This is a genomic window from Pseudoalteromonas sp. SG43-1 (genome assembly GCF_014164415.1).
Taxonomy (GTDB): domain Bacteria; phylum Pseudomonadota; class Gammaproteobacteria; order Enterobacterales; family Alteromonadaceae; genus Pseudoalteromonas; species Pseudoalteromonas distincta.
Map to the genome: position 1 here is coordinate 13,832 of NZ_JACJFD010000009.1, position 15,198 is coordinate 29,029.

Here is a 15,198-nt window from a genome sequence, read left to right on the forward strand (position 1 = left end):
TTACCTTTAGGTAATTAAACAAGGAGCGTGCTTTATGTTACTTTTCAACACGAGTGAATCATTTCCATATTTTGCACAAACAACACGCTGCCCTCATTGTCAAAGCGACGCCTATCATTTAGTAAATATAAGCCGCTATTTACGGTTTAGTATTTTACCTATGTTTGCCTTAAAATTAAGTTATAAACGCGAGTGCTATCAATGCGGAAAAAGCGAACCTGTAAAAATAACGCAACTACCGTTAATAGAAAAACTAAGCCTACCTAAATACTTTATTGGTGTATTTTTATTACTTTGGATTGTTTTATTTTTTTATCAACAGCACCTTAATAGCGAGACTCGAAAGGAAGGCTATTTAAATACGCCTAAAATATATGATACTTACTTAGTACACGCCGACAAATTTACACACGAGCCCTGGACCTTAACCAATTTAAGAATTGCTCAAGTTTTAAATTTTGACGAACAATTTATTACCTTTCAGATAAGCAACTACAGCTATAAACGTAATAATAGTATTACTTTGGCAATGCGTACTAGCCAGCTAATTCAAGACAATTACTTTTCCACTAAAACGATCACCCTCCCTCGTGATGAAGTAAAGCGTTTGTATAAAGACGAAGCTATTTACGACGTACTGCGCCCTTATGCCAACATCCTTTATGGTGGGTTTGTGATGCATCCTCCCAAACCTAAGCCACTATATAAAGGCTTAAAGCTCGATAAAAACAATCAACAAGGCATTATTTATTTTAAAGATGGTTTGTTTGTTGAAGCACTTAATAGCTTTAAACAAGCTGCTGAAGCAGGCTCTCAATGGGGGCAATTAAATTTAGCGCAAATGTATCGTGATGGTCAGGGAATAGATCAGGATCCACAGCAAGCTATTTATTGGTACAAAAAGGCCATTGAGCAAAAAAATACTAAAGCACAATTTGAATTGGAATCTCTTTGTAAAATAGCTAACTGTGAATGAGTGAATTTCAATATAGCTGGCGCAACAAGTACGCCAGCTTGGAATTATTTTTTAAATAACTTTGTATAACCTACATGTATAAGCACGACAACTAAGCCAGCAATCACGCCTAGCAAACCATCAAACAATAGAGGAGCTAATACTTCTCCTGTACCGCCAGCAACAGATTGGGCATAGTTTGTTACATCGACTTGAGTATGATGCAGTAACTCAACACCATGTACTAAAATCCCGCCACCTACTAAAAACATCGCGATGGTGCCCGCAAATGCTAAAAACTGCATCAACCTAGGCGCTGCTGCGAGTAAGCCTTTCCCAAGTAATTCTTTAAATTTATTAGCTGTTACCTTTGATTGGTTGAGTAAATAAAGCCCGGCATCATCCAGCTTTACAATACCGGCCACTAAGCCATAAACGCCAATCGTCATTATAATTGCGATAACACAAAGCACTAAAGCTTGGTTAAGTAATGTAGCGCCTGCCACAGTGCCTAAAGTAATAACAATAATTTCGGCAGAAAGAATAAAGTCGGTTCTTATTGCCCCTTTTATTTTTTGTTTTTCGTACTCAACTAAATCTAATTTTTCATCTTCATCTACCACTTCATTGTGATGAGGCAAAAACTTAGCAAATACTTTTTCAGCTCCCTCAAAACATAAAAACAAACCACCCATCATTAAAAGCGGTGTTATTAACCAAGGCAGCCATACGCTTATTAATAAAGCAGCGGGTACGAGTATCGCTTTATTTAAAAATGAGCCCTTTGCCACAGCCCAAACAACCGGTAATTCACGCTCTGCTGCTACACCTGTAACCTGCTGTGCATTGAGCGCTAAGTCATCGCCTAATACACCTGCTGTTTTTTTTGTTGCTACCTTACTCATTGTCGCAATGTCATCAAGTAAAGTGGTTATATCATCTAATAACGTTAAAAGGTTAGTGCCTGCCATAAAGCTTCCGAGCTCAAAAAATATTGCTATAAACATAACTTAAAGCGCTACTTTCACCAACGGTTAATTTTGCTTTGTTATTCTTACATTAGATTAAAATTTTGCCCTGTGTTTTAACTAACGTTTAAAGAAGATGGGAGGAAAAATGAAAGTATATTTAGCATTAATCGCTATTTTACTAAGCTTAACCGCATGTAGTGATTTAAAAACCAGTACTGCTTACCAATGCGATGATGAGAGCGTAAAACTCAATATTATTAATAATTCTGAAGCCGAACTTATCTTTAACAATAAAGTGCATGTACTTAATCACGAAAAAAGTGCATCCGGGAATAAATATATAAGTGAAGAGGTACTGTTTTGGGGTAAGGGTAATGAAGCCATGTTAATCATTGCAGGTAAAAAAAGACAGTGCACCAAGGCCTAACATAAAAACAACCAATAAATTACAATAATGCTACAATAATTAAAGACCCATTATTGTGATGAAGTTATGCGTTCAATTGCGATCAAACATAAAATAATTTTAGCCTTTACAGCCATTGGCATATTGGTGCTAACAAGTAGTGTATTTTTTTATTGGTCATTAAACAAAATTAGCGTTAACAATACCCGAACCGAAAAATTAGCGGTTCCGGTACAACAGTTCAGCAAAGATTTAAGGCTATCATTACTGTCTATTACCAAATTTAACGCCTTAGCTTACAGCCAAGCAAACCTTGATTTACTTCAACAGAATAAAAAACAGGCGCAAGTTGAGCAACAACAATTTAGCGATATGCTCAATTCGTTAAGCACTCAACTAAATCAACAAATAACAATGCAAAATTTACTCACCAGTACCAACGCAGGTTTCGAGCAACTGACTGAAGTAAGTGTCGCAATGTTTAGCGCTAAAGAGCGTAAGTTTGTAGCGCAAAATTCCACCATAGAATTATCAGCAACGTTTAACGAGCAACTTTACAATTTAAGTTCTAACTTACTTGATATAGAACTTTTAGAAGTGCCTGTAAAACAGCAGGCGTTACTTAATGCTATGTTTGGAACAGCGACCCGCATAGACGATTTATTGTTTAACTTAAGCAATAATATAAAAAGCATTACTCAAACTACAAGTATCAATGATTTAAATAGCCATCAGCAAGATACTCTATTTCTACTAGATAACATCCAACCTAATTTCACCTATTTAGAGCAACAAGCGCTACCTTTTAATAATGCGTTTAATGCTAAAAATTTAACGACTAAGTTTAATCAATTAAGAGAGTTACTTAACAACGATACAGGAATTTATGCCCAACAAAATAAAGTACTCAAAAGTACTATTGCTGCGGCTCAAAATTTTGAACACTTTCAACAGCAATTTATAACAACAGAAGATCAGCTTATTGAACTTAATAAATTGGCTGATGAGCGCTTTAATGCCTTACAAACTAATGCAAAGGCCGCCATAAATACAGGGATTAGTTCTGTAGTAATTATTACGATTGTTTTAATTATATTGATTATCGCTATCTCTATTTTTACAACTCGCGCAATGCTAAAACCGCTTAAAAAAGTAAACCGCGATTTAGCCCGAATCGCCTCAGGTGATTTATCAAAGCGAAGCCACCCACGTAGTAAGGATGAATTTGGTACTTTGCTAAATAACATAAATAAACTCAGTGAAGACCTTACTAACCTAATTGGTGCAATTAGTAGCGACGCCCACGAACTAGACAGCAGCGCTATTAAAACCAGTGAAAAAGGTCAGCAAATGACGGTTGTTGCACAACAGCAGTTAGAGCGAAGCGCGCAGGCAACATCGCTTGCACACAATATGCTAATCAACTCACAAGCGGTTTATGAACAAGCAGATAAAACATCAAGTGAAATAACAAACGCATCGCAATTTGCAAATGATGTAAACGAGATTGCTAATCAAAATAGTCTAAGTATAGAAACTTTATTGCAGCGTCTTGATAAAGCAGTAGGCAGCACAGAAGAGCTCGCACAGTACACTCAGCTTATTGAAGCCATTGTTGAAACAATTAGTAGCATTGCCGAGCAGACTAACTTACTTGCACTTAATGCTGCAATTGAAGCAGCGCGAGCGGGTGAAAACGGACGCGGGTTTGCTGTAGTTGCTGATGAGGTTCGATCATTAGCTGCACGTACACAAACCTCGACTAGCGAAATAAACACCATGATCCAAACATTGCAACAACACACTAAAACAACTCAAGAACACATTACTGATGGCCAACACCAAGCCAAGCAATGTGTTAAAAACAGCACTGAACTAAATAAAGCCGTAGAGCGTATTAAAAGCACATTGTTGTCTGTTAATCAGATGAGTGAGCAAATTGCTCATGCATCACATGAGCAATTGACTAACAGTGGCGACATTCAACAAATAATGGCAAAGGTGACAGAGCAAGCAACCTTGAATGCCCAAAACGCGACAACCCTAGCAAGCGAAAGTGAAGACGTAAACCAACTTGCACACTCTTTAACGAGTGCCGTAGAGCGCTTTAAGTTTTAAGTGCAAGTAATGACTTGCCTTGCATGAAATGGGTATAATACTTTAACTCTTTTGCTTAATAGCGGCCCACAATGAAATATAAAGATCTACGTGATTTTATCGATTTGCTTGAAAAAAAAGGCGAACTTAAACGTATCACCCAAGAAATCGACCCGTATCTTGAAATGACCGAAATATCTGATCGCACATTGCGTGCAAAAGGCCCTGCGTTATTATTTGAAAACCCAAAAGGCTACGATATGCCGGTACTTACCAACTTATTTGGTACACCAAAACGCGTAGCAATGGGCATGGGCCAAACAGATGTTAGCGAGCTTCGCGAAGTGGGTAAGCTACTCGCTTTTTTAAAAGAACCTGATCCACCAAAGGGTATTAAAGAAGCTCTAGGCGCTATACCTATTTTTAAGCAAGTGCTTAATATGCCTGCAAAAGAAGTTAAAAAAGCGCCTTGCCAACAAGTAGTTTTAGAAGGTGATGATGTAGATTTAACTAAATTACCTATTCAGCATTGCTGGCCAGGTGATGCAGCACCATTAATTACTTGGGGCCTTACAGTTACCAAAGGGCCTTATAAAAAGCGCCAAAATTTAGGTATTTATCGCCAGCAATTATTAGGCAAAAATAAAATAATTATGCGCTGGTTGTCACATCGTGGTGGCGCGCTTGATTTTCAAGAATGGTGTAAAGAAAACCCAGGGCAACCCTACCCTGTATCGGTAGCATTAGGTGCCGATCCTGCCACTATATTAGGTGCCGTAACGCCTGTACCTGACACTCTAAGCGAATATGCATTCGCTGGCTTATTACGTGGCAGCAGAACCGAAGTTGTAAAATCTATTTCAAATGACCTACAAGTCCCTGCCAGTGCAGAAATAGTACTTGAAGGTTACATAATGCCTGGTGAAATAGCGCCAGAAGGCCCTTATGGTGACCATACCGGTTACTATAATGAAGTCGATGACTTTCCAGTAATGACGGTCACTCATTTAACGCATCGTAAAGAACCTATTTATCACAGCACATTTACTGGCCGTCCGCCTGATGAGCCTGCTATTTTAGGTGTGGCACTTAATGAAGTGTTTGTGCCGATACTACAAAAGCAATTCCCTGAAATTGTCGACTTTTACCTTCCGCCTGAAGGGTGCTCATATCGTATGGCGATTGTAACAATGAAAAAACAATATCCAGGCCATGCGAAGCGCGTGATGATGGGAGTTTGGTCGTTCTTACGTCAGTTTATGTACACCAAATTTGTAATCGTCTGCGATGACGATGTTAACGCCCGCGATTGGGAAGATGTTATTTGGGCTATAACAACCCGAATGGATCCAGCGCGTGATACAACATTAATAGAAAACACACCTATTGATTATCTCGATTTTGCATCACCAGTCTCAGGTCTTGGTTCAAAAATGGGAATGGATGCTACCAATAAATGGCCTGGCGAAACCACCCGCGAATGGGGCGAGCCTATTGTTATGGATAAAGACACCAAAGACCGCGTAGATGATATTTGGGAAAGCCTTAATATTGTTTAAGTGTTTATATGTAAGTACATATCAGGCTATAAAATAACCCTGCAGATATGCTAGAATCGAGCTATTCGATTGCGTATCTGCTGTTACAAGCGCTGCTAAAAGGTAAAAAATGCAAACATTAAAAGCTGAAGTTGTAGCTATCAGCCCACTTACAGAATTTGTTCATAAAGTAATTTTAAAGCCACAACAACCTGTGACCTTTGAAGCTGGCCAATACATGCAACTCGTATTAGGCGAAAAAGACAAACGTGCTTTTTCTATAGCTAGTCGCCCTTCACAGTGCGATGCAATAGAACTGCATATTGGCGCCTCAGGTGCCGATTCGTATGCAATGCAATCGTTAGAGCATTTACGAAACGCCCATACCACAGGGCAGTTAGTAGACATTGAAGCTGGCTTGGGTATTTCACAGTTGCGCCTGCAATGTGAGCGCCCTATTATTTTACTCGCCGGTGGTACTGGTTTTTCATACGCAAAATCAATGGCTGATCATTTAGCTGAAATAAAATGCGACCGTCCTGTATTGTTTTACTGGGGCGTAAAAGAAGAATCTGCTTTATATGCACATACAGAAATGCAAACATGGGCAGATAGCCATGAGAACTTTAAGTTTATTCCTGTAGTAGAAAATCCATCTGCTAATTGGCAAGGACACACTGGCTACGTACACAAAGCAGTAATGCAAGATATTGTGTCACTAGAACCATACGATATTTATATGGCAGGTCGTTTTGACATGATAGGTATTGTCCGTGATGACTTTATTACTCATGGTGCAATTCGTGAAAACATGTACGCAGATGCATTCGCATTTATCAAATAATTGAAATTTACTTTCAGTTATAAATAAAGGCACCTAATCGGTGCCTTTATTTTTATAACAACAAATATTTAATAGTTAAAACCTATCAGCTCCATCAATATAAACAATTTCCTAAATCCCTATCTATAAACCATACTTTGTATAGAACATCAGCGGGAGAGACCCAAATGCTAAATACAAAAGTAAAAGATTTTATGCAACGCAAGTTGCCAAATATCACACCAGATACAGAAATGACGACAGCCATAGCAGAACTACAAAAATTTAAACTACTTGGCGCACCAGTATTTGATAAAGATAAATGCTTAGTTGGATTTATATCAGAGCAAGAGCTGTTACAACCACTTACTCAAAGCAGTTATTTTTGTGATGGGATGGTTAAAGTATCGCAGCTTATGCAAACAGAGGTAGTGACCGTCAGCGGCGATACCAACATTATTGAGCTTGCACAACAGATGCAGCCTGGTAAACCAAAAAACTACCCTGTTGTAGAGGGCATTAAAGTAATCGGTATGATCAGCCGAGCAGATGTACTTAAAGCACTTTACGATAATTACATAAGCTGCCAAACACACTAAATTGCAGATACAAAAATGCCGCTTATATAAAGCGGCATTTTTAATGCTCTTACATTAACGTGCGCTAACGAGTGATAAAAGTTCTTTTTTATCGCCATCGCTTAAAAATGCTATTTCTAACGCATTTTTTTGGGCTTTTTCCATATCAGCTTGAGATAAGCCTGCTTTAGGTGCAGCAACGGTATATTCATACTCAATTTCAATACCTTCAACCGCAGGATCATCAGTATTAATACACGCTAAAATACCATGATCTAAAAACTGTTTAAGTGGGTGCTTAGTTAAATCGTTTACTGTACTGGTTTGAATATTACTTGTTAAGCATGACTCAATACCAATACGGTTATCGCGTAAATAATCCATTAGTTTTGGATCTTCAATTGCTTTAACGCCATGCCCTATTCTGCTCGCACCCAACTCATTAATTGCTTGCCAAATACTTGGAGCGCCAAGTGCTTCTCCAGCATGGACAGTCGAAGCTAAATACGCATTTCGTACTTGTTTAAAGTGCTCTACAAACAACTCACCCGGGAAGCCAATTTCGTCACCGGCTAAATCAACAGCGACTAAATCATTTTTAAATGCGAGTAATGCATCAAGCTCTTTTTGACACGTTTTTACGCCATAAGTACGCGATAAAATACCAATCAAGTTAGCTTTTATATTTGCGCCCTTTGTTGCTGATTTAATACCATCAACAACTGCCTCTACAACGCCTTCTGGGTGTAAACCTTGGCTTTGTGCCATGTAGTAAGGGCTAAATCGAAGCTCCACATAATCAAGACCTTGTGCTTGTGCATCTTCAATGTTTTCAATTGCGATACGTCTACACGCATCGTAGTCGCCAAGCACAGTAACTCCCCAATCTAACTTTTGTAAAAAAGCCATGAGGTTTGGTTCAGGATCAATAACTTGAACATGAGGGATTAATGCTTCAACGTTATCTGCAGGTAGCTCTATATTAAACTGTCGACCAAGTTCTAATATGGTTTGCGCACGTACATTACCGTCTAAATGGCGGTGAATATCTAGCAAAGGTAATTTTCTATTGATCATAATAGCAACCCAGTTTAGTTAAATTTGCGCGCATGATACGCAGATACAGTTATTTTTCAAGTCTATATGATTTGCGGTAAGTTTTAGCGGTCATATGTCTGCTTTTTGTGCAAAAAAATGATATAGCTTATTTTCCTGATAAGTGATGCCAAAGAGTTTTAAAAAGCGTATTTGCATCAATAGGTTTGGTAATATAGCCATTCATTCCCGAGGCTAATGCCTTTTTAACGTCATCGTCATGGGCGTTCGCCGATAGCCCTATTATGGGTAAATCAATTAACTCTAAATCACGACGAATTACTTTTGTTGCTTTGAGTCCATCCATTTTTGGCATTTGAATATCCATAAGCACAATGTCGTAGCTATTTTCGGCTAGCTTTTCTATGGCTTCAAAACCATCGTTAGCAATGTCGGCAATACACCCTTTTGTTTTTAAAATGGCATTGGCAACATGCTGATTAAGCGGGTTGTCTTCGACTAAAAGTAATTTATAGTTTGTGAATGATAAAGTACTTACATCTATTTCGTTATATTGCTGCTGTATTTGCTCTGCTTTTGGTAAAGGCGAGATGAGCGGCAAACTAAATGTGAATGTAGAGCCCTTTCCTTCATAACTAACTAAATCAATTGCACCGCCCATTAGTTCAACCAATTTTCTACAAATACTTAATCCTAAGCCAGTGCCACCATATTGACGAGAGGTTGAGCTATCGGCTTGCGCAAACGGTTTAAACAATTGTTTCTGTGCTTCGCTACTAATACCAATACCCGTATCGTTAATACTAAAATAAGTCATTTTTTTCGACTGCCAAATTTTCAGAGTGATTTCACCTTCCCCTGTAAATTTAACCGCATTATTGAGCAGGTTCAGCAGCACTTGTTTTAAGCGGATTGGATCGGTATTAATGACCAAATTTGATGTTTTATCAAAATCGAGACTTAACTTTATTGATTTAATATCAGCCTCAAATTGAAGTAAATTAAGCATTTCATCAGCTAAACTCGCTACATTAATAGGCTCTTGCATTAAGTCTAGCTTGCCTGCTTCCATTTTTGAAAAGTCGAGCACATCGTTTAATACCCTCAGTAAAACACCCAGTGCCCCATCTGCTTGCTCTATGTAACTTCTAGCTTGTTGCCAATCGTTTTGCTGAAGCGCTAAATAATGCAGCCCTTTTATACCGTTAATAGGGGTGCGGACTTCGTGGCTCATGTTTGCTAAAAACTGCCCCTTTATATGACTCGCTTCATCTGCTTTTTGTTTTTCTTTGCGTAGTGTATGTGTTTGCTTGGCCACTTGTTCGCGAATTTGTATGTTTGTACCAGTAACTGAAATCAAAAATGTAATCAGTAACCACACAAACAACATCCCTACTATTTGTGCAAGCCAATACATTAACCAAGACGTTCTAACTATTGGTTCATATAACTCGACCTGCCACATGCGTTTGCCAATCAACAATTGATATTCTTTAAACAGCATTTGCGAGTTATCGGTATCGGCAATATAAATTGCCTGCTTTTTCCCTGGTATCGTTGTATCAAAAAAACTGGCTGAAATTGAATTGTTGTGATCAAATAACAATGTTTGCGATAAGCGCTTAAGGCTAACAATAGCGGCCACAAAACCTTGAAAATCATCTTCGGTAGATGATTCACCAAAAACAGGATATAAAAAGAGCACTCCCTGCTCAGCTGTATTTTGGACTAAATTAATTGGCTCACTTAGTGCTAGTTCATTGAGTGTTTTCGCTTTGCTAAGCGCTACTCCTCTTACTTTACTTGAAGCTAAATCAAACCCTAAAACATCTTCATTACCTTTTAAGGGATATACGTACTTTACTGGAAAGTAATTACTACGCGTACTTGCTGGTTGCCAAGCTCCATCTAGTGACTTTTCTTTTATGTATAAAGGTTTGCCTGTGGCTGTATTTTCATGTGTTTCAAAATCTGCGAGTTTATTTGCTGGTATATAAGGTATCCATTCAAAAGCCAGAATTTCTTGGCTATAGTCCAATTGCTTTGAAGTAAACTGTTTAAACTCTTTAAAATTAACGTTATCACTACTAGCAAAGTATGTAGCTAACAATCCTAAGTGAGCAGTAATACCATCGAGCTTCTGGCTTATAGCATTTTGCACAGAAAGTACTTTAGCTTCTTGCTTTTGGATGTCTTTTTCTTTTTTAACACTGGCAGCACCATAAAAACTCACGCTGATCAGTATATAAATTAATAGTGAGGGTAATATTACCAGCATACGGTGGCGCACTTGCGTGTAATTAAAGGCTGCAAGTACAAGAGGTGTAAATATAAGTACGCCAATACTGTCTCCAATCCACCATGCTATAAAATTATCAAAAATAGCAGTAGTCGGGATCACATTATTCAATGCTAATAAACTTGTTCCTACACCTGCAGCAATAACACAACATATTGGCCCCGCTACTATTAAGCTTTGAACACTGTGTTTTAAAGAAGATAAATCCAACGGCGCTTTTATAACATTCACTATAATTTGTCGGCCAATCCAAGCCTGTAAAACAGAGGCTAAAGTGACGCAAATAGCTTGTAAAAGCACATTAAAATGAAGAATATCTACAGTGTTATCAAGATGAATTAAGTTAGTACAGAAAGCACCAAGAATAAGACCAATAAATGACTTACGTCCCCAAATTAAAAAGCTCGCTAAAGCAATTCCTGAGGGCGGCCAAGAGGCGACCGCATAGCCATCTACAGAAAGAAGTGAGTTGCTAAAATACCCAGTAAAGAAGTAAGCACAAGCCAAGCTAAGGGTTAATATTAAAAACTTTCTCAAAGCTTGTGCTCCTGAACTACAAAAAATGCTAAGTAGTTATAGTGTAGTCATTTATTGATATAAAACGAGCGCCTTTTCTGCTTGTGCACTATTTTTATAACTCAACACAGCTTGTTCAGCGAACTGTTTTTTATTTTCACTATTCAGTGCTTTATCAAAAATTCTAGCTGCTAAGTCATAATCACCCTTAGCATTAGCAAGGCAAGCTAGCGCAAGTAATAGTGAATTATTTGAATCATCCTTCTTAAGCCGTTCTTGAATGCTTATTTGCAACTTAGCTGCATCAGCTGCTGTTGCTTTACTTAATATATTTGCAAGCTCTAAGTGTTGCTCATTGTGCTTAACCATTTTAATTAAGTCACTTTCAATAACAGCCAATTGACCTGCTTGCGCCATTTGCATTAAATATGCGGTGTGGGCATGAGCTTGCAGCTTTTTAGGCAGCTGTTTATATTTTTCACTCAGCTTGTCTGCATCCAACGCACTAAAATAAGCACTAAATAACTGCGTCCACTGTGCATCAGTAAGTGCTTTTTTGCGCAGTAAACGCGGCAAAAAGTCTTCCAGCGCACTAAAGTGTTGTTGCTGTACTAATACTTCTGCATAAAGTTTTAACTCAAGTGCGGTGGCTTTTTTAGCTTCTGCGCTAATACGCATTTGTGATTCAATCGCGCTACTATCGCCACTTGCCAACCATAGCTTTGCTACTTTTAATTGATGCTCTGGGCTTATTTCAAATAAACGCTCAAGTGCTTTATCTGTTTGATTATTAGCAAGCGCTGCTTTTGCAAGTAATGCTAAGCGAATATCTTCAAACTTATCTGGTACGCTATTACCCGATAAAGCCTGTTCTACGTGCTCGTAATCATCATTAATAGCACTCCAAAGAGCCTGCTCAATAGCTGCTTGTTTGCGCTCTTGGCTACGTGCAAAAAAGCCATGCTTAGTATTATGATAAATCGATAATAAATAACGAATTAACTTATATGTTAAATATAAAACAACAGAGGTAATGACTGCCATTATACAAAAAGATACTATCGTGCCTTCTATCGTCGTATTGTTAAATGAAATAAGTACATAACCTTTTTCATCTAGAACGAATGGAGTAACCGCTAGTACAACAACAATAGCTACAATTAAAATAATTAGCCCTATCATTGCGCCCACTCCTTAACCTTTTGTGTACTGTTTAAGGTTACTTTTGGATTAAAGTTAAGCTGCTCTTTTTCAAGTTTAGACAACGCTTTAAGTACCGTTTTAGTTGTATCATCGTCTTGCTTAAAGTACTCACCAACTAAACGTTTTGCTTCACTTAAGGCGCTAAAGAAAATACTCGCCTGCTTACTCATAAGTGCATCTTGTGCCTGAGTTATATTAAGCTTGATTCGTTGATTTATTAAATGGCGCTCTTGATCCGTAAGTAATGGCTCAATGGAAACACCCTCGTGCTGACGAATAGTAATAAAGCTATCCACAATTTTATTCCAGCTATTACTCAAGTTTTGCTGCCAATCACTCACATCACCACTTAAAGCATTTTCATCTATTGCAGCTGCTTCTTCTGGTAAATTAACTGCATTAAAAACTAAGTCGTCAATACTGCTTAGTACACTGTTTAGCTGTAAATAAATAGCCTCTGTTGCAACAGGTTTAAGGCTATCAAGTGTTTGTATATCTTGCATAATCGCTTGGCGAACTTCAACTGTTCCTGGATGCTCACTAAGTAATCCATCTAAGCGCTTTAAAACAGCACTAGTGCCTTGGTAGTCTTTTTCAGCCCATAGTTTAAACTCAGCCATACGCTGTAAGCTGGTTACTTCTTGCGGGTTTAACGATGAGCCTTGTTGCTGCGCCTTTTGCAAAGCCGCTTTTAGTTCTTGCTGATTTTGAACTGCACTTTCATTTAGGGCTGCGGCAACTTTTTCTTCACTATTAAACAGCGCTTGTTGCAAATTAGATTGCGCCGATTTAAGTGCTTGCAGCTCCTGGGTGAGTAACTTATTTTGCTCGCTTAACTCATTAACGGCTAGGTTTTGCGCCTTACCAGCATTTAATTTTTGATAAAACTCGTATCCAACACCAGAGGCCACAATTAACGAAATAAGAAGCGCAAGTACTGCAACCTTACTTATTTTTTGTTTACTTTTGTCTGCCGTATTTTTTGTAGCTGTAGGCTCTTGCTTAGTTGATTTAGCAGAGGTCGTGTTAGCTATTGTTGGTGTGGCTTTTTCTGCCGTTACTGGCTTTGACTGTTCGCTCATGTTGCTACCTTGCTGATTTATGCAGGTAAACATAGCATTATCGCTAGCCCCTGCTGCAATGTGTATATTAGCCGAACTTACCTGTTGCAGCTTTAAATAAGCGGCTATACGCTCGCTAGCAACATAAAATCGGCACTGTTGTAACCATTGTAGTTGGTCTGCAGTAAGGCTTTTAAATATAGCATCAACTGCTGCATTACTTGTTATGACTATACCGTGTACATTCTGGCTTTTCCAGTGGTCTGTCCAGTTAGAGGTGATACTCTCTGTCGGTTCACGTTTGTACACAACACAATTATTCAAAAAAGCACCGCGCTCTTTGAGCGTTTTAGCTAACTCAGGGCGGCCACCTTGGCCCTTAACTAATACTATATTACTGCCATCCACCTCGGCGAGTGATTTAAGCGCAAGTAACCCTTCTGAATCATACTGCTTTGGTACTGCTGCGCGCATACCAAATTGCTCATATATAACATCGGCTGTTTGTTGTCCAACCGCATAAAACTGCGCTTTGGTATTTATATCTGGTTTTAATTGCGAAAGTGCACTGACTGCATCTTGCGATATAAATATTATTTTATCTGCATTTAACAGCGGACTAAGCTCAGTGCTGGAGGGTGCTAAATGCGTTATTTTTAATACCGGAAATAAAGACGCCTGATAACCCGCTTGCTCAAGTTGCTGTGCAAGGGCTGCGCCTTTTCCTTCGGGCCGAGTTATCAGAATATGTGTCACTTATGCGTCTCTATAAACTTCAGCTAATATTTTGTCTGCACCTTGAGCTAGTAATTTTTTAGCAAGCTCAATACCTAGTTTTTCTGCGTCATTTACATGGCCTGTTACTTCGTCACGTAAAATTTCGCTGCCATCAACAGCACCAACTAAACCACGTAAATGCACTTGTTCGCCATCAACCAATGCATAAGCACCAATAGGAACTTGGCAACCACCTTCTAAATAGCGATTCATCGAACGCTCTGCGTTTACGCGAATACGTGTTTGTGTATGCTCAAGTGGTGCAAGTAATGCTTTGGTTACTTCATCATCAATACGACATTCAATACCTACAGCGCCTTGACCATTTGCTGGTAATGACACTTCTGGCTCAATGTAGTCAGCAATACGCGACTCCATTTCTAAACGAATAAGCCCTGCAGCCGCTAAAATAATAGCATCATATTGGCCGTCATCTAATTTACCTAAACGCGTATTTACATTGCCGCGTAAATCACGAATATCTAAATCAGGGCGAAGTGCCTTAATTTGGCACTGGCGGCGTAGGCTCGAAGTACCAACAATAGCGCCTTGTGGTAGCTCACTTAAATTAGCAAAATTGTTTGATACAAACGCATCGCGTGGATCCTCACGCTCACAAATAGTATGCAGTGCTAGCCCTTGAGGAAACTCTACTGGCACATCTTTCATAGAATGTACGGCAATGTCAGCTCGGCCATCTAACATTGCTTGCTCTAGTTCTTTAACAAATAAGCCTTTACCGCCAATTTTAGCCAATGGCGTATCTAAAATTATATCCCCTTGCGTCGACATTGGGACTAATTCTACGCGCACATCTGCATGAAAACGCTCAAGCTCTGCTTTTACAAATTCGGCCTGCCAAAGTGCTAGAGCGCTTTTGCGCGTTGCGATGCGTACTAATTTTGTTTTTTCTGTCAT

At 38.8% G+C, this 15,198-nt stretch carries 12 protein-coding genes; 6 read left to right on the forward strand and 6 right to left on the reverse strand.

Annotation, left to right across the window (positions count from 1 at the left end):
- Positions 1-34: 34 nt before the first annotated feature.
- Positions 35-976 carry a tetratricopeptide repeat protein gene (locus H5159_RS08545; RefSeq protein ID WP_182749139.1) on the forward strand — a complete coding sequence of 314 codons (942 nt, stop codon included), beginning with the start codon at positions 35-37 and terminating at the stop codon, positions 974-976.
- 44 nt (positions 977-1,020) lie between these two features.
- On the opposite strand, the gene H5159_RS08550 is transcribed toward H5159_RS08545, so the two are convergent.
- Positions 1,021-1,926 carry a DUF808 domain-containing protein gene (locus tag H5159_RS08550; RefSeq protein ID WP_182693858.1) on the reverse strand — a complete coding sequence of 302 codons (906 nt, stop codon included), beginning with the start codon at positions 1,924-1,926 and terminating at the stop codon, positions 1,021-1,023.
- A 145-nt stretch (positions 1,927-2,071) separates the two neighbouring features.
- On the opposite strand from H5159_RS08550, the gene H5159_RS08555 reads away from it, so the two are divergent.
- The 5 genes from H5159_RS08555 (at position 2,072) to H5159_RS08575 (ending at position 7,389) form a co-directional block, all read left to right on the forward strand.
- Positions 2,072-2,353, forward strand: coding sequence for an MliC family protein (locus H5159_RS08555; protein WP_182724818.1), 282 nt, complete (start codon positions 2,072-2,074; stop codon positions 2,351-2,353).
- A 66-nt stretch (positions 2,354-2,419) separates the two neighbouring features.
- Positions 2,420-4,450 (forward strand): methyl-accepting chemotaxis protein, encoded by a 2,031-nt coding sequence (locus H5159_RS08560; protein WP_182780136.1) that lies wholly within the window; start codon positions 2,420-2,422, stop codon positions 4,448-4,450.
- A gap of 71 nt (positions 4,451-4,521) precedes the next feature.
- Complete coding sequence (ubiD, locus tag H5159_RS08565) at positions 4,522-5,988, forward strand: 4-hydroxy-3-polyprenylbenzoate decarboxylase (protein ID WP_182780137.1); 1,467 nt, start codon at positions 4,522-4,524, stop codon at positions 5,986-5,988.
- Between the two features lie 109 nt (positions 5,989-6,097).
- Positions 6,098-6,811: an NAD(P)H-flavin reductase gene (gene fre / locus H5159_RS08570; RefSeq protein ID WP_002960960.1), complete on the forward strand. Its 714-nt coding sequence runs from the start codon at positions 6,098-6,100 to the stop codon at positions 6,809-6,811.
- Positions 6,812-6,978: 167 nt separating this feature from the next.
- Positions 6,979-7,389 carry a CBS domain-containing protein gene (locus tag H5159_RS08575; protein WP_138489806.1) on the forward strand — a complete coding sequence of 137 codons (411 nt, stop codon included), beginning with the start codon at positions 6,979-6,981 and terminating at the stop codon, positions 7,387-7,389.
- Between the two features lie 54 nt (positions 7,390-7,443).
- On the opposite strand, the gene add is transcribed toward H5159_RS08575, so the two are convergent.
- The 5 genes from add to hemC all read right to left on the reverse strand — a co-directional run bounded on the left by add (position 7,444) and on the right by hemC (position 15,198).
- Positions 7,444-8,445, reverse strand: a complete 1,002-nt coding sequence (gene add / locus H5159_RS08580; protein WP_024605929.1) for an adenosine deaminase — start codon at positions 8,443-8,445, stop codon at positions 7,444-7,446.
- Positions 8,446-8,572: 127 nt separating this feature from the next.
- Positions 8,573-11,260, reverse strand: a complete 2,688-nt coding sequence (locus tag H5159_RS08585; protein ID WP_182780138.1) for a CHASE domain-containing protein — start codon at positions 11,258-11,260, stop codon at positions 8,573-8,575.
- 51 nt (positions 11,261-11,311) lie between these two features.
- The gene (locus H5159_RS08590; RefSeq protein ID WP_182693359.1) at positions 11,312-12,421 is read right to left on the reverse strand and encodes a heme biosynthesis HemY N-terminal domain-containing protein; all 1,110 of its coding nucleotides are present in this window, start codon (positions 12,419-12,421) and stop codon (positions 11,312-11,314) included.
- Positions 12,418-14,259 carry a uroporphyrinogen-III synthase gene (locus tag H5159_RS08595; protein WP_182780139.1) on the reverse strand — a complete coding sequence of 614 codons (1,842 nt, stop codon included), beginning with the start codon at positions 14,257-14,259 and terminating at the stop codon, positions 12,418-12,420. Before H5159_RS08595 ends, H5159_RS08590 begins: the two co-directional genes overlap by 4 nt.
- A complete protein-coding gene (hemC, locus tag H5159_RS08600; protein WP_024594617.1) occupies positions 14,260-15,198 on the reverse strand; it encodes a hydroxymethylbilane synthase in 939 nt (312 codons plus the stop codon).

Excerpts from the sequence above, each read along its gene's own strand:
- H5159_RS08545 (WP_182749139.1), top strand. The coding sequence starts at position 35 with ATGTTACTTTTCAACACGAGTGAATCATTTCCATATTTTGCACAAACA.
- H5159_RS08550 (WP_182693858.1), bottom strand. The coding sequence starts at position 1,926 with ATGGCAGGCACTAACCTTTTAACGTTATTAGATGATATAACCACTTTA.
- H5159_RS08555 (WP_182724818.1), top strand. The coding sequence starts at position 2,072 with ATGAAAGTATATTTAGCATTAATCGCTATTTTACTAAGCTTAACCGCA.
- H5159_RS08560 (WP_182780136.1), top strand. The coding sequence starts at position 2,420 with ATGCGTTCAATTGCGATCAAACATAAAATAATTTTAGCCTTTACAGCC.
- ubiD (WP_182780137.1), top strand. The coding sequence starts at position 4,522 with ATGAAATATAAAGATCTACGTGATTTTATCGATTTGCTTGAAAAAAAA.
- fre (WP_002960960.1), top strand. The coding sequence starts at position 6,098 with ATGCAAACATTAAAAGCTGAAGTTGTAGCTATCAGCCCACTTACAGAA.
- H5159_RS08575 (WP_138489806.1), top strand. The coding sequence starts at position 6,979 with ATGCTAAATACAAAAGTAAAAGATTTTATGCAACGCAAGTTGCCAAAT.
- add (WP_024605929.1), bottom strand. The coding sequence starts at position 8,445 with ATGATCAATAGAAAATTACCTTTGCTAGATATTCACCGCCATTTAGAC.
- H5159_RS08590 (WP_182693359.1), bottom strand. The coding sequence starts at position 12,421 with ATGATAGGGCTAATTATTTTAATTGTAGCTATTGTTGTTGTACTAGCG.
- hemC (WP_024594617.1), bottom strand. The coding sequence starts at position 15,198 with ATGACAGAAAAAACAAAATTAGTACGCATCGCAACGCGCAAAAGCGCT.